The sequence below is a fragment of the Clostridium algifaecis genome, from assembly GCF_017874415.1.
GTDB classification, from domain to species: Bacteria; Bacillota; Clostridia; order Clostridiales; family Clostridiaceae; genus Clostridium_B; species Clostridium_B algifaecis.
The window spans coordinates 1-22,348 of record NZ_JAGGLM010000003.1 but is presented as its reverse complement, the minus strand read 5'-3'; the positions used below and the strand labels follow the sequence as shown (position 1 = coordinate 22,348).

The following is a 22,348-nucleotide window of genomic DNA, read 5'->3' as shown; positions in this document are numbered from 1 at the left end:
TACATATTCAATTATGATTTGATTAATATAGTATAATTTTTGAAACAACATTTAATTTTATAACGTCTAATTATATGGTCGAAAAATGAAATTGTAAATAAATATATAATTTACATACTATATTATTAATAAAGTATTTTAAAAAGATTTAAACTGGGGGATAGAATAATGAATTTAAGAAAGAATATTATGTTTGTATTATTTGCATTTTTATGTGTGATTTTTGCATTTAATTTTAAAGTGTATGCCTCAAGTCCGAATATATCACGAACTGGCGGAAAAGATAGATATGATACATCCGTGAAAATATCTGAAGCTAATTTTACAAGTTCAAATTATGTTGTAATAGCATCTGGAGAAAATTTTCCCGATGCACTATGTGCTGCACCTCTTGCAAAAAAATATAATGCACCCATATTAATAACAGAACAGAATGGACTTAGGGATGATGCAATATCTGAAATAAAAAGACTTGGTGCTAAAAATGTCTTGATAGTTGGAGGAGAAGGAGCTGTATCAAGTAATGTAGAAAGTGAATTAAAAAATATAGGCATTATGGGCACTTCTATAAGTAGATTTTCTGGACAAACTAGATATGACACTAGTATTGAGGTAGCAAAAAATATAGGTACGAGTAATGGATATTTCCTAGCATCCGGACAGAATTTTCCTGATGCACTTTCTGCAGCATCTATAGCAGCTTCAAAACAGATGCCAATAATTCTTACGGAGAAAGATTATATGGAAGCTTCTGTTAAACAGTTTGTAGATAATAACAAGAGTAAAACAAGTTATATCATTGGAGGCGAGGGAGCAGTTTCAGATACAATTGCAAACTATACAGGAAATTCCAAGAGGCTTTCTGGAAGCAATAGGTATGAAACTAATTCTGCTGTAATAAATGAATTCTTGAAAAGCGGATTTATAAGCATGAATACAGTTTATGTAGCTGGTGGAAATGGATTTGCAGATGCTCTTTCCAGCTCTTCAGCTGCAGCTAAAACCAATTCACCTATTGTCCTTGTAGACAATAATAATATGAGTCAGCAATCTATAGTAAAAAACAATATATCTTCTGTATCTTCTGTAAAAATTATAGGTGGTACTGGAGTTGTTACGGATGCTGTAGTAAATAGTCTTTTAAACGGGTCTACAGTTAAATCAAAAACTGTAACTCTTGATGCAGGTCACGGTGGATATGATTCTGGAGCTGTGGGGCCTACAGGCGTTCTTGAAAAGAATGTAAATCTTGCGGTTACACTAAAAATAGGTGAAATACTTAAGCAAAATGGTATTAACGTAGTATATACAAGGACAAGCGATAATGTGTCATGGCCGGCTGATGTAAATGAAGACTTACAGAAGAGATGTGAAATATCCGATGCAGCAGGTTCTGACTATTTTGTAGCTATCCACATGAACAGTGCAGATGCTGAAGCTGCAAGCGGAACTGAGACTTATTATTATAGTTCAAGTACTGATGGAAAAGAACTTGCAAGTGATATACAGTCTTCTCTTGTAAATGCAATAGATTTAACCGATAGAGGTATAAAAACTGCGAATTATTATGTTATAAAAAATACAGCAGCACCGGCTGTACTTGTGGAAGTAGGTTTTATAAGTAATCTGGAGGAGGAAAAGCTTTTAAATAGCGACAGTTTTCAAAATAAGGCGGCCCAGGGTATAGCTAATGGAATACTGGAAAAAATCAATCAGGATAAATGAGAGTAAAGTTTCAATATGAAACTTTAGATAAAATGACTATCAAAATGAGACTGAATTTTATCATTTTGATAATCATTTTTTATCTTATTGATGAGTTAAGGCAATTGTTTAGGATGGCACGATTATTGCTTGAATATGTTATAAAAGGTTTCAGATTGTTTGAGGGGGAATTATAATGCACATTCCAGATAATTATTTAAGTCCATCTACTTGTGCGGTTATGGGAATAATAATGCTTCCCATATGGATAAAAGCTTCTAAGAAGGTAAAAAAAGAAGTGAGTAAGAAGAAAATCCCTATATTGGGGGTATGTTCAGCTTTTTCATTTCTTATAATGATGTTCAATGTCCCTATACCAGGAGGAACAACAGCTCATGCTGTAGGAGGAACTCTGGCAGCTATATTGCTTGGACCATATGCGGCCACAATCTGTATTACAATAGCGCTTTTGATTCAGGCACTTTTCTTTGGAGATGGTGGGATACTGGCATTTGGTGCAAATACATTTAATATGGCCTTTATAATGCCATTTGTAGGATATACATTATATAATATGATAAGATCAAGACTCAAGGGAAGAAAAGGTGAATACATAGCAGCTTTTATTGGAGCTTATGTAGGTATAGTGGCAGCTGCTTTTGCGGCATCCATAGAATTTGGAATTCAACCGCTTTTGTTTAAGGACTCAAATGGTGCCGCTATATATTGTCCTTATGGTTTAAAGGTGGCCATACCTGCAATGGTACTTACACATCTTTTGATAGGACTGATTGAAGGAGGGATTACAGCAGCTGTACTTGCTTATGTTAGAAATGTATCACCAGGTATAATTTATGAGGATAAAAGAACCAATAAAAAGCCATTGTATGGACTTCTATTGATACTCATAGTACTTTGTCCTATTGGTTTACTGGCAGCAGGAAGTGCATGGGGTGAATGGGATGGAGAAGAAATAAAAAATCTTGTAGGGTATATACCTAAGGCATTTCAGCATGGATTTAAGTACAATGCCGCAGCATCAGATTACTCAGTAGCAGGTATGAATGATGTGGTAGGATATATTATATCAGCTGTAGGTGGAGTTGCAATCATACTTATAGTATTCAAATTGGTTTCTTCTATTATGAAAAATATGAAAAAAAAGACCAGTTAAAATAAAATCAGTTTACAGCTAATATATTTAACTGTAAACTGATTTTTTAACTTTTAACTTTTAGCTATTAATTCTTAACTATTAATTTTTAACTGAACTAGTGCATCTACAAGAGCATCAATATCAGATTTTTTATTGAAATATCCAAGTCCTATTCTCACACACCCTGTGTTATAAGTACCCATGATCTTGTGTGCTGTAGGAGCACAGTGAAATCCTACCCTTACCATGATGTCATATTTTTTACTGAGTTCAAAGCCTATTTCGTCACATGGAATCCCTTCTATATTAAATGAAATGACGCCTACTATCTTACTTGAAACTTTTGGACCATATATTTTTATACCAGGTATCTGTCCTAATTTTTTTAGAGCATAATCTATAAGTATATTTTCTTTTTCTCTAATTGAATTTACACCTATATTATTAATGAAATTAATTCCTTCTGACAATCCAACAAGTCCCACTACATTTAATGTACCTGCTTCAAATTTATTTGGAAGATAATCAGGCTGATATGGATATTTGGAGTCAACACCTGTTCCTCCAGCTTTAAGAGGATTTATATTTTTGTCACAGTTTATTAGAAGACCTCCTGTACCTGTTGGACCAAGGAGACCTTTATGGCCGGTAAAAGCAAGCAAGTCAATATTATCATTTTTTACATCTATAGGATAACCACCTGCTGTCTGGGCACTATCTACCAAAAATATTATATTATTTTTTCTAGCTAAAGCTCCTACTTCTTTTATTGGCTGAATTGTGCCAAGAACGTTTGATGCGTGAGTAAATATGATTAATTTTGTATTTGACCTTATAAGGTGTTCTACGTCAGAAGCTTTAGTTATACCATTTTTATCACAAGGAACTTCTGATATTTGTATCTCTTTATCCCTTTGCAAAATTTTTAATGGACGTATGACTGAATTATGCTCTATACTACTTGTAATTACATGATCTCCTTTTTCTAAAATGCCATTTATAGCTAAGTTTAATGCTTCTGTAATATTATATGTAAAGACTACATTTGATGGTTTATTGAAATTGAAAAGATTACATATATTTTTCCTGCAATTGTATACCAATTTATCTGATTCTATTTCAGATCTATAAGCTCCCCTGCCGCAGGTAGCACCTATGTTTTTCATGAAATAAGTCATTTTATCTATAACTTCAGCTGGCTTTGGATATGATGTAGCTGCATTATCTAAATAAATACCCAATTTAATCACTTCCTACGTAAAATAATGATATTATTTTAAATCATAATAGATTAAATTTCAATGGGATTAAAATATCTTTAAAATGGCAAAGAACATACAAAGTATAATGAAAATATATAAATCAAGATAATATTTATAGATGTAAAAGTTAATTACAAGTATGTAATAATTATGATGGTATTACCAATTCTTATTATTAATTTTAAATTTAACTGTTTATCAATTTGTTAAATTGATGGGGATTTTGAAAGAAATCGAAAAGATATTTAATATATTTTCCAAAATAACTATACAAAATAGATATTTTGTCCAAATTTATGATTATAGAATCTAAATTTCATATAAAATTTAGACTTTATTAAACAAATATATGTTTTTTTTATAATATAAAAGTAATATAATATATATAGTAATATATATATTGGGTTTATATCTATATTATGTTATAAATAATCATACAAAATATCTATTTTGTTTAAATTTATGATTATTTTATTATATTTGGATTATTAAAGTCATATAAGCAATAAAAATATAATCATATGACTTTGTATAATATTTTTAGAAATATTATACGACTATTGACATTATACTTATAAAAGAAAAAATTAATTCATTTACTGATAAATTTAGATATAAAAAACAGATTATAAAACTAAGGGAATATAAGTTAAATTGTCAAAAACCGAATGCTAATGTATTTATTATATTTTAATGTACATATTTTACAAATATATAACTATATAGTATATTTGTATTATTAGGAAATTCTTTTAAAATTGATTCTGGTAAATAATTTTTTAATAAATTTTTTATTTTCAAGTTTAATATTACTATGGTATTATATATTTAAATAAAATACAGGCTTTAATAATATAAGGAGTGATATGCTTGAATAATATTTATTATAACAGTACAAGAGGAAATAAAATGGAGAAATTACCTGCATCAGCTGCAATTTTAAAGGGGATAGCAAATGATGGAGGACTTTTTGTACCAGATGAAATACCTTTCGTAGGAAATGAATTAAAAAATTGTATTGACATGAATTATAAAGAATTAGCTTCATTTATTATAAGCAAATTTTTCACAGATATAGACAAAAAAGAATTAGATGAATGTATAGATTTAGCTTATGATAATAAGTTTGATTCAGATGAGATTGTCCCACTTAAAAAGACTAAAAAAGCGTTTTATTTGGAATTATATCATGGACCAACTCTTGCTTTTAAGGATATGGCATTATGTCTTCTTCCACATTTAATGAAGACTTCGGCAAAAATACAAAATTTAAAAAAACAGATAGTTATACTTACGGCTACATCAGGTGATACAGGAAAAGCTGCCCTTGAAGGTTTTGCAAATGTAGAGGGAACAAAAATAATTGTATTTTTCCCTAAAAATGGAGTAAGCGAGATACAGAGAAGACAGATGATAACTCAGGTAGGAAATAATACTAAGGTAATTGGCATAGATGGAAATTTTGATGATGCACAAAGTGAAGTAAAAAATATTTTTAATGATGCTACTTTAAAGGATCAGCTTGATGAAAATGGATATATGTTTTCTTCTGCAAATTCAATAAATATAGGAAGACTTGTTCCACAGGTAGTTTATTATTTTCATGGATATATGGAACTTGTTAGAAGAGGAGAAATAGATTTTGGAGAAAAAATAAATTTTGATGTACCAACGGGAAATTTTGGAAATATATTGGCTGCTTATTATGCTAGAAAAATGGGTTTACCTATAAATAAGCTTATATGTTCTTCAAATGATAATAAAGTTTTATTTGATTTTTTATCTACTGGAACTTATGATAAAGAAAGAAATTTTATAGTAACTATATCACCTTCTATGGATATACTTGTTTCAAGCAATCTTGAAAGATTAATATATGATATAAGTTCTAAAAATACAGATTTGGTTAGAATGTTTATGGATAATTTAAATAAAGAGGGAAAATATACAATAACAGATGATATGAAAAAGGAACTTAATTTATTTTATGGTGGATTTGCAAATGAAGAAGAAACACTTGATTCTATAAAACATAATTTTGAAAATTACAATTATTTAATTGATACTCATACGGCAGTGGCTGATGCAGTATATGAAAAGTATGTTAAGGATACAGGGGATAAAACAAAGACTATAATAGTGTCAACTGCAAGTCCATTTAAATTCACAAAATCTGTTATGAGAGCACTTGATGAAAAATATATTAATTATGATGATATGGAACTTGTAGATATTATGAGTAGAGTATCAGGACTTAAAATTCCAGAAGCTGTTGAAAAACTAAAAATAAATTCTATTATACATAAAACTATATGTAAAAAACAGGAAATGAAAACAGAAGTAATTAAGTTTATTATGAATAAATAATTAATATAAAAGATGTGTATAATTCCCTTTAATTAAAGTTTTATGCTATTTATACAAAAAATATTAAATACTTTTTTTGCCATTAATTATAGAAAAGATAAGTCTATTTATGTTATTCTATAATATGAAGTTAATTTTAAATTTTAAGTATGTTAATATAATATAAAATATTGTTTTTAAATAGGGGAAAAGTTTATGTCAATGTTATTATGGAAAAAGTATAATCAACTTAAAAAAGATTACGAAGAGTATCAAAAAATGGCTGAATATACGATGCAAAATCAAAACACTCAAATTATAAAATTAGACAAAAAACTTGACATGATGTCATTAATAGTAGAGATAAGCGAATATATTAATAAGAATATAGGAAGTAAAGAGATAGTATCTACTATTAATGATATAATGATTGGTATTCTAGGAGTAACTTATTCAAGTGTCTACTTAGTTGAAAATAGAAAACTTAAATTGAAAGGTTCCAATTTAAAAAATATAAATCATCATAATAATATATATGAATTTAATTCAGGAAAGATAGAAGAACTGCACACACATCTATTAAATTCAAAAAGTAATGTATATACTGGCAGGCAGAATATAGAAATTCATTCTTCTATATTTATGCCAATATATTTAAAGGAAGAACTTTTGGGGGCTATTGTAGTTGAGCATAATATATATAATTATTTGAATGAAGAACATATAAAATTATTGACAGCCCTCATAAATCAAATTGCTATTTGTATAGAAAATAATAAACTTTATAATAAAATAAAAGAAAATTCACAAAGAGATTTTTTGACAGGACTTTTTAATAGAAATTACTTTTTTTCTGTGATAGATGAGAAAATTAAGAATTCAGGAAATGGCTGTTCTATTGTAATGATAGATATAGACGATTTTAAATTGTGTAATGACACTTTTGGACATCAATACGGTGATAAAGTTTTAAGACGTGTGAGTAATATAATAAAAAATAATTTAAGATGTGAAGATTTAGTGGCAAGATATGGTGGGGAAGAAATAATAGTTTATATGTATAATATAAAAAATGTAAAGGATGTATATTATAGAATGCTAAAAATTAAAAATATGATAAGGGATACATCTATAAATTATGGCAATATTTCTTCCAGTGTAACTGTTTCTATTGGAATAGCAGTATCTGAAAAAAATAGTGACAATATAGAAGAATTAATAAGAAAAGCAGATGTTAATTTGTATAAAGGAAAAGGTTTGGGAAAAGATAGTGTGATTTATTAATATAAGATTAGGTGATAAGTTATGAGTACAAAATGGACTGAAGAACAAAAGGAGTCTATATTTGAAGAAGGTTCCAATCTTTTAGTTGCGGCTGGAGCAGGAGCTGGCAAAACTGCAGTACTTGTTCAGAGAATAATAAGAAAAATAACAGACGAAGATTTAGATATTGATATAGATAAATTGCTTGTAGTTACGTATACAAATGCGGCAGCGTCAGAGATGAAAGAGAGAATTGGTGATGAGCTTCAAAAGAACCTAGAAGAAAAAATTGAATCCAGGAGACTCCAAAGACAGCTTACTCTTTTAAATCAGGCTAATATAATGACCATGCATTCTTTTTGTCTTAAAGTTATAAGGGATAATTTTCACATGGTAGATTTAGATCCTAATTTTAGAGTATCAGATAATCAGGAAAATATACTTTTAAAACAAGATGCGGTGCAGGAATTATTTGAGGAAAAGTATGACAAAGAGGATAATGATTTCTTAAACTTAATTGATTCTTATGGTGATAAAAATGATTCTACGGTTCAAAATATTGTATTATCTCTTTATGATTTTGTTCAGAGCATTCCCTGGCCTAAAAAATGGCTTGCTGGGGCAGCTGAAAGTTTTAATTTAGGTGAAAATTTTAAATTTGAAACTTCTAAATGGGCAAAAATTATTATATTGAGCATTAAAATTGAAATTAAGGCATTAAAGGATAACCTTGAGAAAGCAGTGGGTTTAATATATGCTGGTTCTGGCATTGAGGCATATAAAACTGCATTTTATGATGATATAAGTAAATTTGATGATTTATTAAAATTAGATGATTGGAATAAAGTTAGAGATGAAATTTTAAATTTTAAATTTCAAAAACTTACTTCTGTAAAAAATGATCAATGTGATAACAACATTAAAAGCAGAGTAACCAAAATAAGAAAAAATGTTAAGGATAGTTTAAAAAGTATGTCAGAAAAGATTTTTGGATATACTGATGATGCTGCAAAGAGTATAAGAGATATGTATCCAGTCATGAAGTGCCTTGTGAAAATTGTAATGGATTTTAATGAAAGGTATTCTTCAAAGAAAAGAGAAAGAGATATAGTAGATTTTAATGATATAGAGCATTTATGCCTCGATATACTCACAGCTTCAGATGAACATGGTAAAATCATACCTTCAAGTACTGCTCTTTATTATAGAAAGATTTTTAGGGAAATATTGATAGATGAATATCAGGATATTAATGGAGTTCAGGAAGTTATAATAAATATGATAAGTAGAAAATATGAAGATTCAAATCTTTTCATGGTTGGAGATGTAAAACAGAGTATATACAGGTTCAGGCAGGCAAAACCTGAATTATTTCTTGAAAAGTATAAAAGTTACTCAGATGAAAAGGGAAAAAGCAATAGAAGAATAAAATTATTTAAAAATTTTAGAAGTAGATTTAACATAATAGGGGGAGTCAATTATTTATTTAAACAAATAATGTCAGAAGAAATTGGTGAACTCAATTATGATGAAAATGAAGAGCTTGAGAGCGGAGCTTCTTATCCAGAACTCACTAATCTACAAATTGAAAAAAATATAAAAATCTTTAATGATAGTGCTATAGAGTTGAACTTAATAGACAAAATTACTGAGGATGAGGAAGAAGAAAATTTAGATAACATTCAGGTAGAAGCCAGACTTATAGCAAATAAAATAAATGACTTAGTAAATCCCAAAAATGGAAATACCATATGTATATATGATAAGAATATAAATGGATACAGACATTTAATGTATAAAGATATAGTAATATTAATGCGTGCTACTAGAAATGCAGCACCAGATGTTGTAGAAGAACTAAATAATTTACATATACCTGTCTTTGCGGATACATCCATAGGTTATTTTGAAACTACTGAGATAAAAACAATTATGAGTCTTCTTAAAATAATAGATAATCCAATTCAGGACATACCACTTATATCAGTCCTTCGTTCACCTATAGAATCCTTTTCTCCTGAGGAACTTATTGATATAAGACTTGTAAATAAGGATATACCTTTTTATGAAGCATTAAAGATATGCAGCGTTGATTCAGATGATCATTTGAAAAACAAAGTAAATAATTTCTTGAAGAGATTAAATAATTGGAGACATAAGGTTTCATATATGTCTATAGATGAGTTTATATGGTACTTATACATTGAAACAGGTTATTATGGTTTTGTAGGTGCCATGTCAGGTGGTACTCAAAGGCAGGCAAATTTGAGAATGCTGTTTGAAAAGGCAGAGCAGTACGAAAAAAGCAGCTATAAGGGTCTTTTTAACTTTATAAATTTTATGAATAAATTGAAAAGCAGCAGTGGTGACATGGGAAGTGCTAAAATACTTGGCGAGAATGAAAATGTAGTTAGAATAATGAGTATACACAAGAGTAAAGGTCTGGAATTTCCTGTTGTTATACTGGCAGCATCGGGGAAAAATTTTAATTTTATGGACATGAATAAACCTATACTTTTTAATGAAGAGTTTGGACTTGGACCTGACTATGTAGATGTCAAAAGACGTATACGGTATCCGACTATTATAAAACAGATAATGAAAAACAAGGCTAAGGTTGAAACATTATCAGAAGAAATGAGAATATTATATGTAGCTTTTACAAGGGCAAAGGAAAAACTTATTATAACGGGCATGGTAAATGATATTGAAAAAACATGTAAAAAGTGGTGTGAAGATGCACTTGTTCATGATAAAAAGATACCAAAATACAGTATAATGAATGCAAAAAACTATATTGACTGGATAGGTGAAGCATTGGCAAGACATAGAGATGGTAAAATTATCAGAGATTGTGAAAATGAGGAATACAATAGCAATCTTATAAATGACAGTTCAAAGTGGAGTATTAAGTTCTGGAAGAGGGAAGATTTCTTTAAAACGTTAGAAAAAGAAGAAAAAATTGATGTAGTTGAAGAAATTGAACGTAAATATTTAAATGAGGATAAAAGTAAGTATTATGAAGAAATAAACAGGAGATTAGACTGGAAGTATAAATATGATGAGATTTCAAGGATACCTGCTAAATTTTCTGTGTCAGAATTAAAAAGAAGATTCAATCTTATTGATATGGAAGATAGTGCACATTTTATAGAAAAGGTAAATTTAAAGAGACCTAATTTTATAAAACAAAAGAAAAATTTTTCAGCTTCAGAGAAAGGTACTCTTATGCATCTTGCCATGCAGCATATTGATATTAAAAATGTAGAATCCGTAGATAGTATAGATGAACAGATAAAAAGTTTAGTAATAAAAGAATTTATTACAGAAGAAGAAAGTATGGTAATTTCTCCATATAAAATATTAAAATTTTTCAAGTCCAGTCTTGGCAAAAGGATGGAGAAGTCAAGAAAAATATCAAGAGAAGTTCCATTTTACATGAAAGTAAACAGCAGTGATTTATATAAAAATTTATCAATAAAGGATGAATACGTACTTATTCAAGGTATAATTGACTGCTATTTTGAAGAAGATGATGGGTTGGTTCTCATAGATTACAAGACGGATTATGTAGATGATATTGATGAGCTTGAACATAAATATAAAATTCAAATTTATTATTATTCACAGGCGCTTGAGAGAATGACAGGTATGAAAGTAAAAGAAAAATATTTATACTCATTTTATAAGGACGCAGCCCTGTTTGTGTTATAGTAAACTTTGATTTTTAAATTTGATATAGTATAATAACTATTAGAGTGATGCATTTTTAAGTACAAAGGGGGGCTCGTAAAAAGCGAGCTGAGAGTAAGCTGTTTTGCTTAGACCCATAACCTGATTTGGATAATGCCAACGTAGGGATATAGTTCGCAGAAGGATTGCCAAGCTGCATATATACTTTCGTATGTATGCGGCTTTTTTATTATTTAATTCTGCAGCGTGCGATTGACATACCTTTCAGTTTGTATTTATAAAATGAGATATTATAAGCGGAAGATTGGGGGCACCACCTTTTGCCGCTATACAAAATTAATGTATTGATTGCCGCATTAAGTGCGGTGGAATGGAGGAAATATGAAAACAACATTAACAATCGCAGGCAGTGATTCCTGTGGAGGCGCTGGCATCCAAGCAGATATTAAGACCATGACCACAAATGGCGTGTATGCCATGAGTGCGATAACGGCGCTTACTGCGCAGAATACTACCGGCGTTACTGGAATTATGGAGGTTACTTCTGAATTTTTAGGTAAGCAGTTAGAGGCTGTGTTTACGGACATTTATCCGGATGCAGTAAAGATAGGCATGGTATCATCAAGTGAACTTATAAAGACCATAGCCAAAAAATTGAAAAAATTTGAAGCAAAAAATATTGTAATTGACCCTGTTATGGTTGCTACTAGCGGCTCAAAGCTTATTAGTGATGAGGCCATAAGTACTCTTAAGGAATATCTATTGCCTATGTCCACCGTGCTTACACCTAATATTCCAGAAACGGAAGTCTTGTCAGGAATGTTAGTAAAAACAACTGATGACATGATAGAGGCTGCTGGGAGCATAAGTGATACATATCATTGTGCAGTATTATGCAAGGGCGGGCATAAGTTAAATGATGCAAATGATCTTCTATACAGCGATGGAAGCTTCAAATGGTTTAATGGAAAACGCATTAACAATCCTAATACTCATGGAACAGGATGTACTTTATCTAGTGCTATAGCATCGAATCTGGCAAAGGGGTATGACCTTGATACTGCAATTGAAAAAGCAAAAAGATACATCTCGGGAGCACTTGAAGCAATGCTTGACCTTGGTAAAGGCAGTGGACCTATGAATCATGCATTTGCCGTTAAAGGCGAGTATTAGGAGGCACCAATATGAAAAATGAAAAAACTTCTTTATTAAACAACGGACTGATTTGGTTTGGTGCCGGTGTCTCTATTGCAGAAATACTTACAGGTACATATTTTGCACCACTTGGATTAAAAAAAGGCATAGCTGCAATTATAATTGGACATATTATTGGCTGTGTCATGCTTTTTTTAGCAGGAATTATTGGTGGAAAAACAAGAAAAAGCTCAATGGAAACTGTTAAAATGAGCTTTGGACAAAAGGGAAGCATACTATTTTCGGTATTGAATGTAATACAATTGGCTGGGTGGACTGCAATTATGATATATGACAGTGCTATTGCAACCAATGGAATTATAGGAGCAGGCGCATGGGTATGGTGTATTGTTATTGGACTTCTGATTATTGTCTGGATATGGATTGGCATAAATAATCTTGAAAAATTAAATTATGTTGCCATGACTGCTTTATTCATATTGACGCTTTGGCTATGCAAGTGTATATTTTTTGGAAATTCAGTTTCAATTGTATCAAAAAGCACCCTTACATTTGGTGCTGCAGTAGAGCTTGCGGTTGCAATGCCGCTGTCATGGCTGCCACTTATAAGTGATTATACAAGAGAGGCAGAAAAACCATTTAAGGCAACCTTAGTCAGTGTAATAGTGTATGGTATAGTAAGTTCATGGATGTACATTATAGGAATGGGAGCAGTGATTTATACAGGTAAGAGTGATATTTCACAGATAATAGTTAAAGCAGGGTCAGGAATTATAGGACTGCTTATCATAGTATTTTCTACAGTGACTACTACATTTATGGATGCATTTTCAGCTGGAGTTTCTACAGAAGCCATATTAAATAAACTGAATAGCAAATGGGTGGCAATAATCATAACAATAATAGGAACGATTGCAGCCATGATTTACCCAATGGATGATATTACCAACTTTTTATATCTAATAGGTTCCGTATTCGCACCTATGATTGCAATACAAATAGCAGATTATTTTATACTGAAAAAAGATTGCATCAAGGCAAAATTCAATATTAAGAACCTTATTATCTGGCTGCTTGGCTTTATATTATATAGAATATTGATGCATGTGGATATAGTTATTGGAAATACTTTACCTGATATGGCAATAACAATATTTATGTGTGTGGTGGTTAGTAAAATAACTAAGATAATTAAAAATTAAATAACTATAATTTATGAAAATCTAACAATTTATTGTATTAGACTGGAATATAGAATCTTTTGATATAATAAAATTATCCTACATGTATAATCATACTTTAGGTGTATTGCATTTGTAATAATTTTATTTTAAGGAGAAATTAATTATGTCTAAGGTTGTAGATAAGTTTATAAAATATGCAAAAATTAATACTAGATCGAATGAAGAAGGAAATACAAGTCCTACTACTTCAGGACAGCTGGTACTTGCAAAAGAATTAGTAAAAGAATTAAAAGAAATAGGAATAAAAGAAGCTTCAATAGATGAAAATGGATACGTAATGGCATCAGTACCATCCAATGTTAATAAGGAAATTCCTAGAATAGGGTTTATTGCACATATGGATACAAGTCCAGAAATTTCAGGAATGAATGTAAATCCTAAATTTATTGAAAATTATGATGGTAAGGATATAGTTTTAAATGAAGAAAAAAATATAATTCTTTCTCCAAAGGATTTTCCAGAATTAAAAGATTATATTGGAAAAACACTTATTACTACAGACGGAACTACTTTGCTTGGAGCAGATGATAAAGCTGGTATAGCTGAAATAATGACAGCTGTAGAGTATCTGGCAAATCACCCTGAAATAAAACATGGAGATGTTAAAGTAGCTTTTACTCCAGATGAGGAAGTTGGCAGGGGATCGGATAATTTTGATGTTAAAAAATTTAATGCTAATTTTGCATATACTATGGATGGAGGCACTGTAGGGGAGCTTGAATTTGAAAATTTTAATGCTGCTTCTGCTAAAATTAAAATTAGAGGAAGAAATGTGCATCCGGGATATGCAAAACACAAAATGATAAATTCAATGCTTATAGCAAGCGAGTTTATAGATATGCTTCCTAAAGATGAGACACCAGGTACTACGGAGGGATATGAAGGATTTTATCATATTGTTTCAATGAACGGTGGGGTAGAAGAAACTGAACTTCAGTATATAATAAGAGACTTTGAAAGTGATAAATTTCAGGAAAGAAAAGAGTTTATCTTAAAATGTGCTGAAATTATTAATGAGAAGTATGGAAAGTGTACAATTGAAGTTGATATAAAGGATCAGTATAGAAATATGAAGGAAAAAATAGAACCTGTTAAATATATAGTCGATATAGCTTATAAGGCTATTTCAAATGCTGATTTAAAGCCTGAATGTGTTCCTATAAGAGGCGGTACTGATGGAGCTATGCTATCCTTTAAAGGCTTGCCAACACCAAATATATTTACAGGAGGGCACAATTTTCACGGCAGGTATGAATATATTCCGGTATTTGCGATGGAAAAGGCTGTTCAGGTTATAGTAAATATAGTGAAATTTACAGCCAGTTATGATAATAGAAAATAAGCCAAAAATATAAAACAGATTAAGATATTATTTATGATCCTAATCTGTTTTGTATTTATTGTATAAAAAATTTTTTCTCCAACTTTCTAAATATAGCAACCAGAAAGGTTGATATAATTAAATAAATCACACCTGATATTATAAATGGAAAAATTGTAAAATCACTAGTTACAATTTCTTTTGAAGCTCTCAAAAGATCTCCTATACCTATGGAAGCTATTAATGAAGTATCCTTTATTAGGTTTATGTTTTCATTGCATAAAGATGGAAGCACTACAGGTATAGCCTGTGGAATTATAATTTTTATCATTATTTGAACATAATTCATTCCGAGGGCTTTTCCAGCTTCGTATTGGCCTACATCAACAGATTCTATGCCAGCTCTAAATACTTCTGTAAAATATGCTGCATAATTTATAATAAATGCAAAGCTTGCAGCAGCAAATGGATTTAATTTTATACCAAGTACAGGCAGTCCAAAATATATAAAAAATAATTGTAATAATAGGGGAGTACCTCTAAATATCCAGGTATATAAACTGAGTATAGCTTTTAATATTTTTATTTTTGATATTTTACCCAATGCACATATTATACCAAGAGGTATTGAAAACACTATTGATATTAAGAATAATTCTATAGATATTATACTGCCTTTTAGTATAAGCCCTATAATGTCAGCAGAGTAAGGCAATTAAATCAACTCCTAAATAACTATTTTTCTGAAGTTACATCCTGACCAAACCATTTTTCAGATATCTTTTTTTCAGTACCGTCTTTTTTAATGGAGTCAAGAGCAGCATTTAACTTGTTCTTAAAACTTATATCATTTTTTCTTATACCTACACCATAGTCTTCTTTTCCAAAGTTATCATTTAATATACTATAAACTCCAGCTTTTTTGGAAGCATAATATCTTCCAACTACTTCATCTACTACTACTGCATCTATACGTGCTTCTTTTAAATCAAGCAGTGCTTCTGTATTATTTGAATATTTTTTAACTTCTTTTATAGATTTTTTAGTAGAACTGTCAGAGTTAAGTGCTATTTCACTGCTGCTTCCAAGTTGAAGTCCTACAACTTTACCAGATAGATCTTTTTTGGTTTTTATATTGGAATCTTTTCGTGCAACTATTATCTGTCTGTTTTGAAGATATACATTTGAAAAGGCAATTTGCTGTTTTCTCTTGTCTGTAATTGTAAGACCGTTCCATATAACATCTATATCCTTATTTTTCAAACTTAGTGTAACTCCATCCCAATCTACAGGCTTGAATTTTACTTTTACACCCATTCTTTTTGCGGCTTCTTTTGCCATATCTATGTCAAACCCAACTATGTTGCCTTTAGTATCTCTGAAACCCATAGGTGGAAAACTGTCGTCAAGACCAACTACAAATTCACCTTTTTGTTTTATGTCATTCCATGAAGAATCGGAACCATTTTTGCTTTGTCCACATCCTGAGAATATTATTCCTACTAAAAATATTAAAGTAGTTAAAAATACAATTCTTTTTTTCATATAAGTAACCTCCAAATAATTTCTAATTAATTTTAAACTTACATGAATATTATACTTTAGCAAATTAAATTTGTAAATCAATCAAACAAAATAAAGGAGCAGGATAGCAGATTTTATAATTAAAAAAATGCTACCTTGCTCCGTAAAATTTATTTTAGTTTTAAGGCTTTTGCACTGGCGGTTATATCACTACTTTTAAGTATTGCTGTTACAACTGAAATTCCATCTATGCCAGTAGAAAGAACATCTCTGAAATTATTTTGATTTATGCCGCCTATGGCTACAGCAGGTATATTTATGCTGTCATAAATTTCTTTAAGTCCTTTTATTCCTATAGGATTATCTATATCCTTTTTGGTTCCTGTATTGAATAAGGTACCTATTCCAATATAATCTGCCCCTCCCTTTTGTGCATCCAATGCCTCTTTTGTGTTTCCAGCAGATATTCCTATTATCTTATCTTTACCGAGTATTTTTCTTGCTATAGAAATAGGCATATCACTTTGTCCTAGATGGACACCGTCAGCATTCATAGCTTGGGCTATATCTATTCTATCATCAATTATAATTGGAATTTTATAGTGGTCTGTTACCTGTTTGACATCAAGGGCAACATTATAAAATTCTCTTGTAGAGGCTGATTTTTCTCTTATCTGTACTAAAGTCACTCCACCTAATATGGCTTCCTCCACTGCTTTTTTTAAAGTTTTATTTCCAAGAAATCTTCTATCTGTAACAAGATATAAGCTATAATCTATTTCCATATTATTTTTCCACCTTTTCTCAATTTTTCTTCTGTTAATTCATAAATAGAATCAATAAGCTTAACTCTAAAGCTTCCGGGTGCTTTTGCTTCTTTAAAAGCTTCTTCTCCTGCTATATTCATTGAAAGTATGGCAGCAACGGTTGCTATAAATTTATTTTCAAAAGCACCTGCCGCAGCACCGCATAGAGCACCAAGCATACATCCGGCACCTGTTACCTTGGTAAGCATTTTTGTGTTATTTTGTATTATAGCACTGTTTTTGCCATCTGTTATAAAGTCTTCTTCTCCACTTGCTGCAACAGTACAATTATATTTTTTAGCTAGGGTTATACAGCTGTCCAGTGCTCCTTCTGAACCATCTAAGGAATCCACACCTTTAACATCAGCATTTTTTCCTGCTAGAAAGTTTATTTCTCCTGTATTGCCTTTTATAATGTCGACTTTACCAACTTGAAATATTCTATTTATAACATCTATTTTTCTTGGAATTGCAGCACAGGCTACAGGATCAAGTATTACAGGAATACTATGTATTTTTGCAGATTCTGCAGCAAGTATCACGGAGGTTTCCTGTTCTTTATTTAATGTTCCCAAATTTATGTATAAAGCATTTGATATTTTAACGAAATCAAATACCTCGTCATAGGCTTCACACATGGCAGGAGAAGCACCATAGGCAAGAAGTATATTTGCACAGTCATTAATTGTTACATGATTTGTAATACAATGAACAAGTGGATTTTTCTCTCTAATTTTTGTTAAAACATTTGAAACTTCATTTAAAGTATTCATTTTTTTATTGCCTCCATTTAATTTAAATTAAGCTATGTCCGCATTTTATAAGTACGTTTCTAATGCCAAGCTCCTTTATTTTCGTATATAAACTTAAAATAAAAAGTGTATTGAAAAGAAACAATACACTTTAAAAATTATATATGTACAATATTTCCCTATTAATTTTACTATATGAAATAAAATTTGCAATAATATTATTGCATTTTTGTTAACAAAAAATTCAAAAAATACACATCACAGTAATAGTTATGTCACAATACTGTGACAATTAAGAGGTATTATAAAAGCATAATAAATAAAGCTTATACACAGAGAAGCTTAATATAGTAGTCCCCTCATAATTAGACAGTCAATCTATAGATAAGAATTTTTTCTAGAGATTGGCTATTTTTTTTATTTTTAAGCAATGAGTTTAAACAATGGGGAAATAAAAATAATTAACGAAAGTGTAATTATAAATATTACTGTTATCCATATTATAATATTTTGCAGACCATTATTCACATATTCACCCATAACTTCTTTATTATTAGTAAGGAGTACCATGAATATCAGTATAATGGGACACAGAATTCCGGCAAGCTGCTGTGTAACAATCATAACACCTACTAATGATACATCAGGTATTAATACGAGTATTGAACTGAATAGTATAATGAATGTAAAGATTCCATAAAAAACGGGTGAATCTTTATACTTGTGATTAAGTCCGCTTTCAAAACCAAAAGATTCACATATGGCATATGCAGTTGATAATGGAATAATCATTGTTGCAAGTACAGATGCACCAAAAAGTCCAATTCCAAAGAGTATTGAAGCATAATTGCCGGCAAGTGGTTTTAATGATGCAGCTGCCTGTTCCGCACTATCTATTTTTATTCCCGCTTTGTATAATGTAACAGCAGTACATACTATTATGAAAAATGCAACTAAATTTCCCCAAATTGAACTTAAGTATACATCTAACTTTTCATATTTGTAATCTTTTATTTTTAGACCTTTATCTACTACAGAAGATTGAAGGTAAAATTGCATATATGGAGTAATTGTAGTTCCAATCATTCCTATGAATGTTAAAATAAAGCCTTTATCAAATCTTAATGTAGGTGTAAAAGATGATCTTAACACAGTATTCCAGTTGGGCTTTCCTATAAAGCAAGTTATTATATATGAAAAGAATACAAATGTAAACCCTAAGAATATTTTTTCAGTTTTCGAGTATGAGCCTTTTATAATGAGCAGCCAGACTGCAAATGCCATTATTGGAACTGAAATATATTTATTTATGCCAAATAACTCCATACTAGCAGCTATTCCGGCAAAGTCTCCTATACAAACACCAAAATTTGCAATAAATAAAACAATCATTGCAAAAAAGGCAAGCTTAATGCTAAATTGCTCTCTGATTAAATCAGAAAGACCTTTTCCTGTTACCACAGCCATTCGTGCATTCATTTCCTGTATGACTGCCAAACTGAATGTTATTAATAATAGTCCCCACAGCATACTGTAGCCATAAGATGCACCTACGGTAGCATAAGTTGCAATTCCACCAGCGTCATTACCTGCATTTACAGTAATAAGCCCGGGACCAATTATGCCTAATATAATTAAAAACCTATTTTTCTTTTTCATATTATTTTTTTCTCCCGTTTTTCTAATGTAACTTCAAAATTTATGATAATTTAAATACTTGTATATGAAAAAGTATAGAATAATACTTTTTCATATACAAGTATTTTTATGTTAATAGAAAAAGTTTTATAGACCTATTTTATGAAATAGTTTCAATCCAAGAGCAATCATTCCAGAAGTTATCATAGGACCTACAGGAACTCCACCTAAAAAAGCAGCAGCAATTACTGCACCTAAAATTAATGCTGGCATAATTTCACTGTGTCCTTGAACAGTTAGGTACTGCATTCCGAGTCCGCTTAGATAAGTAGTGAAAAGTGAAATTAACAGGGCAAATAATCCAAGCCATGATGTAAAGATTTTTCTAATACTTGTATATTCTACACTTCCATTTGCAATAGGAATTAAAATTGAAGCCACGAGTATTACTACACCTAAAAATACTCCATTTTGTTGAAGGGTAGGGAATATGAATTTATCTATATGTGTGAGTTTTAACATTAAGAGTATGCATACAGCTAGAGCTACAGAATCAGCTTTTCCTAAAACGGCAGCTGCTAGTATAGCTATTAAAATAATAGTTGATTGCAATTATATCACCTCCATAATTAAGAGTTTAATTTTTATACTATATATTTTATGATGCTTAAAGCAATATATGTTAATAGATGTCATATTGTAACTTAATTATCTATATGTTATACTTTTTTAGAATTTTAAATATAGTGTTTAATCATTCTGCAACGAAGGAGATCTTAAAATGATCGGTAATAAATTTTTTATAAGAAATAATTCTAAGTATAATTATGTAATGCAATATTTCAACTTGACAATTGGATGTGCAATAGCTGCTTTAGGTTTTAATTTATTTTTAAGGCCAAATCAAATAGCATCTGGCGGAATGGTAGGTATATCATTATTAGTAAATAGATTATTTAATATAGAACCTGCTATTTTGCAATGGGGTGGAAATATTCCATTGATTTTTGTTGGATTAATTTTAATGGGAAGGAAATTCACACTAAGAACTATTTTTGGTTCTCTAGTTTTACCGCTATTTATACTTTTAACAACAAATATACATTCACTTACATCAAATTTATTGTTAGCTTCCATATATGGAGGATTACTTTCAGGATTAGGACTTGGTATAGTCTTTAAAAACAATGGTTCTACAGGGGGTACCTCAATAATAGCTAGTGTTATTAATAAATATAGTGGAATAAGCATTGGAAATTCTCAGGGAATAATAGATGGTACTGTAATTATTGCTGCTGCATTTATTTTTAATCCAGAGAAGGCACTATATGCTATTATATCTTTATTTATAACTACCAAGGCTGTTGATTTAATACAATTAGGATTCAGTGGATCAAAGGTTGTTTTCGTAGTTTCTGATAAATCAGAAATTATAAAAGATACTGTTCTTAAAGATTTGGATAGAGGGCTTACAAAGTTATCAGGCTTTGGTGGATACAGTGGAAAGGAATGTACAGTTCTAATGGTTGTTATGGATCAATCAGAAATAAATAGGTTTAAAAGTTTAGTAAAGAATATTGATAGTAATGCATTTGTAATAATAAGCGATACACATGAGGTTTTAGGACAGGGATTTAATATTCATAGAAAAACAGAGAATTAATTGAGTAACGCCTTCTCTACCAGTAGTGAATAATTATTTTATTATGCCGCATAATAAAATTTAGAGAAGGTGATTTAATGTTTGATTCACTAAAAAATATTTTTTCACTAAGTGATAAAAATAACAACAAAATTGATTCAAATAAAAATACTAATACATATGATTATAAAAACGTTAAAGCTTCACATATATTACAAAACAATAAAATAGCTATAAAACGCATATTTGATAACTTCTCGGATTTAGTTATTAGGGAAGTCAAGATAACCAATAATCCTGAATTTAGCAGAAGTTTAGCACTTAAAAAATTTTTAGGACGGTAGTCCTCTAGATTATAAAGGTTTATGAGCATTTTTAGTAGAATTAATAAATTCCGATTTTTACTGGAAATTATATAGAAAAAATTTGCATAATAAAAGCATCCTTTTTATAATGGTTTTGCTAAAAAATCAAAAAAAGGATGCTGATAAAATGAGCAAAAGTTATTTGAAACAGTTACTCACCTACATTAATAGGGTATATGATATAGGTGAAAAAATCAATACCTTAAAAGATAAAAGGATAAAATCTCCAGTAAAAATTTCAACAATTACTTTCTGTGTTTTATTTAGTTTTATGCTTCAAATAAGAAGTTTCAATAGATTAGAACATTGGATTGAAAAGAATAAATTTAAAAAGGTACTACCTAAAAATACTAAAATGCTACGCATTGATGCCGTCAGGCGCTGTTTAGATAATTTTGATTTTGATGGTTTAAAAAATATCAGCAAAGATATAATAAAAACTACTATAAAAAATAAAGTATTTAGGAATGGTACTAT

Annotated in this window: 18 protein-coding genes and 1 riboswitch; of the genes, 11 read left to right on the top strand and 7 right to left on the bottom strand. The window is 30.0% G+C overall.

Going from position 1 to position 22,348, the window contains the following annotated elements:
- Positions 1-168 precede the first annotated feature (168 nt).
- Positions 169-1,725: an N-acetylmuramoyl-L-alanine amidase gene (locus tag J2Z42_RS03910; protein WP_209701071.1), complete on the top strand. Its 1,557-nt coding sequence runs from the start codon at positions 169-171 to the stop codon at positions 1,723-1,725.
- Between the two features lie 175 nt (positions 1,726-1,900).
- A complete protein-coding gene (gene cbiM, locus J2Z42_RS03905; protein WP_209701070.1) occupies positions 1,901-2,878 on the top strand; it encodes a cobalt transporter CbiM in 978 nt (325 codons plus the stop codon).
- Positions 2,879-2,952: 74 nt separating this feature from the next.
- Here the strand turns inward: cbiM and J2Z42_RS03900 are convergent, their stop codons facing one another.
- Entirely contained in the window at positions 2,953-4,101 is a 1,149-nt protein-coding gene (locus tag J2Z42_RS03900) for an aminotransferase class V-fold PLP-dependent enzyme (protein ID WP_209701069.1), read from the bottom strand.
- A gap of 891 nt (positions 4,102-4,992) precedes the next feature.
- On the opposite strand from J2Z42_RS03900, the gene thrC reads away from it, so the two are divergent.
- From thrC to pepT, 6 genes are all read left to right on the top strand, one after another.
- Positions 4,993-6,489, top strand: a complete 1,497-nt coding sequence (gene thrC, locus J2Z42_RS03895; protein ID WP_209701068.1) for a threonine synthase — start codon at positions 4,993-4,995, stop codon at positions 6,487-6,489.
- A 195-nt stretch (positions 6,490-6,684) separates the two neighbouring features.
- Positions 6,685-7,752, top strand: a complete 1,068-nt coding sequence (locus tag J2Z42_RS03890; protein ID WP_245331482.1) for a sensor domain-containing diguanylate cyclase — start codon at positions 6,685-6,687, stop codon at positions 7,750-7,752.
- Between the two features lie 21 nt (positions 7,753-7,773).
- Entirely contained in the window at positions 7,774-11,445 is a 3,672-nt protein-coding gene (addA, locus tag J2Z42_RS03885; RefSeq protein WP_209701067.1) for a helicase-exonuclease AddAB subunit AddA, read from the top strand.
- Between the two features lie 55 nt (positions 11,446-11,500).
- Positions 11,501-11,611: riboswitch (TPP riboswitch) on the top strand.
- Between the two features lie 194 nt (positions 11,612-11,805).
- Positions 11,806-12,597, top strand: coding sequence for a bifunctional hydroxymethylpyrimidine kinase/phosphomethylpyrimidine kinase (gene thiD / locus J2Z42_RS03880; RefSeq protein WP_209701285.1), 792 nt, complete (start codon positions 11,806-11,808; stop codon positions 12,595-12,597).
- An 11-nt stretch (positions 12,598-12,608) separates the two neighbouring features.
- Positions 12,609-13,781, top strand: coding sequence for a putative hydroxymethylpyrimidine transporter CytX (gene cytX, locus J2Z42_RS03875; protein ID WP_209701066.1), 1,173 nt, complete (start codon positions 12,609-12,611; stop codon positions 13,779-13,781).
- A gap of 145 nt (positions 13,782-13,926) precedes the next feature.
- The gene (gene pepT, locus J2Z42_RS03870; RefSeq protein ID WP_209701065.1) at positions 13,927-15,165 is read left to right on the top strand and encodes a peptidase T; all 1,239 of its coding nucleotides are present in this window, start codon (positions 13,927-13,929) and stop codon (positions 15,163-15,165) included.
- A gap of 55 nt (positions 15,166-15,220) precedes the next feature.
- On the opposite strand, the gene J2Z42_RS03865 is transcribed toward pepT, so the two are convergent.
- The 6 genes from J2Z42_RS03865 to J2Z42_RS03840 all read right to left on the bottom strand — a co-directional run bounded on the left by J2Z42_RS03865 (position 15,221) and on the right by J2Z42_RS03840 (position 20,476).
- A complete protein-coding gene (locus tag J2Z42_RS03865) occupies positions 15,221-15,859 on the bottom strand; it encodes an amino acid ABC transporter permease (RefSeq protein WP_209701064.1) in 639 nt (212 codons plus the stop codon).
- 20 nt (positions 15,860-15,879) lie between these two features.
- The gene (locus J2Z42_RS03860) at positions 15,880-16,689 is read right to left on the bottom strand and encodes an amino acid ABC transporter substrate-binding protein (protein WP_209701063.1); all 810 of its coding nucleotides are present in this window, start codon (positions 16,687-16,689) and stop codon (positions 15,880-15,882) included.
- A gap of 149 nt (positions 16,690-16,838) precedes the next feature.
- Positions 16,839-17,453, bottom strand: a complete 615-nt coding sequence (gene thiE / locus J2Z42_RS03855; RefSeq protein ID WP_209701062.1) for a thiamine phosphate synthase — start codon at positions 17,451-17,453, stop codon at positions 16,839-16,841.
- The gene (gene thiM, locus J2Z42_RS03850) at positions 17,444-18,247 is read right to left on the bottom strand and encodes a hydroxyethylthiazole kinase (protein ID WP_209701061.1); all 804 of its coding nucleotides are present in this window, start codon (positions 18,245-18,247) and stop codon (positions 17,444-17,446) included. Before thiM ends, thiE begins: the two co-directional genes overlap by 10 nt.
- Positions 18,248-18,649: 402 nt before the next feature.
- On the bottom strand, positions 18,650-19,885 hold the full coding sequence (locus J2Z42_RS03845; RefSeq protein WP_209701060.1) for an Nramp family divalent metal transporter: 1,236 nt from the start codon (positions 19,883-19,885) through the stop codon (positions 18,650-18,652).
- A 126-nt stretch (positions 19,886-20,011) separates the two neighbouring features.
- Positions 20,012-20,476 (bottom strand): DUF441 domain-containing protein, encoded by a 465-nt coding sequence (locus J2Z42_RS03840; protein ID WP_209701059.1) that lies wholly within the window; start codon positions 20,474-20,476, stop codon positions 20,012-20,014.
- Positions 20,477-20,645: 169 nt separating this feature from the next.
- On the opposite strand from J2Z42_RS03840, the gene J2Z42_RS03835 reads away from it, so the two are divergent.
- The 3 genes from J2Z42_RS03835 to J2Z42_RS03825 form a co-directional block, all read left to right on the top strand.
- Entirely contained in the window at positions 20,646-21,527 is an 882-nt protein-coding gene (locus J2Z42_RS03835; protein ID WP_209701058.1) for a YitT family protein, read from the top strand.
- Between the two features lie 77 nt (positions 21,528-21,604).
- Positions 21,605-21,850 (top strand): hypothetical protein, encoded by a 246-nt coding sequence (locus J2Z42_RS03830; protein WP_209701057.1) that lies wholly within the window; start codon positions 21,605-21,607, stop codon positions 21,848-21,850.
- Positions 21,851-21,998: 148 nt separating this feature from the next.
- On the top strand, positions 21,999-22,348 hold a 350-nt coding region (locus J2Z42_RS03825; RefSeq protein WP_439897309.1), incomplete at its 3' end, for a hypothetical protein.

What these genes read in the sequence shown, in the direction of transcription:
- J2Z42_RS03910 (WP_209701071.1), top strand. Translation starts at nt 169, where the DNA reads ATGAATTTAAGAAAGAATATTATGTTTGTATTATTTGCATTTTTATGT.
- cbiM (WP_209701070.1), top strand. Translation starts at nt 1,901, where the DNA reads ATGCACATTCCAGATAATTATTTAAGTCCATCTACTTGTGCGGTTATG.
- J2Z42_RS03890 (WP_245331482.1), top strand. Translation starts at nt 6,685, where the DNA reads ATGTCAATGTTATTATGGAAAAAGTATAATCAACTTAAAAAAGATTAC.
- addA (WP_209701067.1), top strand. Translation starts at nt 7,774, where the DNA reads ATGAGTACAAAATGGACTGAAGAACAAAAGGAGTCTATATTTGAAGAA.
- thiD (WP_209701285.1), top strand. Translation starts at nt 11,806, where the DNA reads ATGAAAACAACATTAACAATCGCAGGCAGTGATTCCTGTGGAGGCGCT.
- cytX (WP_209701066.1), top strand. Translation starts at nt 12,609, where the DNA reads ATGAAAAATGAAAAAACTTCTTTATTAAACAACGGACTGATTTGGTTT.
- pepT (WP_209701065.1), top strand. Translation starts at nt 13,927, where the DNA reads ATGTCTAAGGTTGTAGATAAGTTTATAAAATATGCAAAAATTAATACT.
- J2Z42_RS03860 (WP_209701063.1), bottom strand. Translation starts at nt 16,689, where the DNA reads ATGAAAAAAAGAATTGTATTTTTAACTACTTTAATATTTTTAGTAGGA.
- thiE (WP_209701062.1), bottom strand. Translation starts at nt 17,453, where the DNA reads ATGGAAATAGATTATAGCTTATATCTTGTTACAGATAGAAGATTTCTT.
- thiM (WP_209701061.1), bottom strand. Translation starts at nt 18,247, where the DNA reads ATGAATACTTTAAATGAAGTTTCAAATGTTTTAACAAAAATTAGAGAG.
- J2Z42_RS03845 (WP_209701060.1), bottom strand. Translation starts at nt 19,885, where the DNA reads ATGAAAAAGAAAAATAGGTTTTTAATTATATTAGGCATAATTGGTCCC.
- J2Z42_RS03835 (WP_209701058.1), top strand. Translation starts at nt 20,646, where the DNA reads ATGATCGGTAATAAATTTTTTATAAGAAATAATTCTAAGTATAATTAT.
- J2Z42_RS03830 (WP_209701057.1), top strand. Translation starts at nt 21,605, where the DNA reads ATGTTTGATTCACTAAAAAATATTTTTTCACTAAGTGATAAAAATAAC.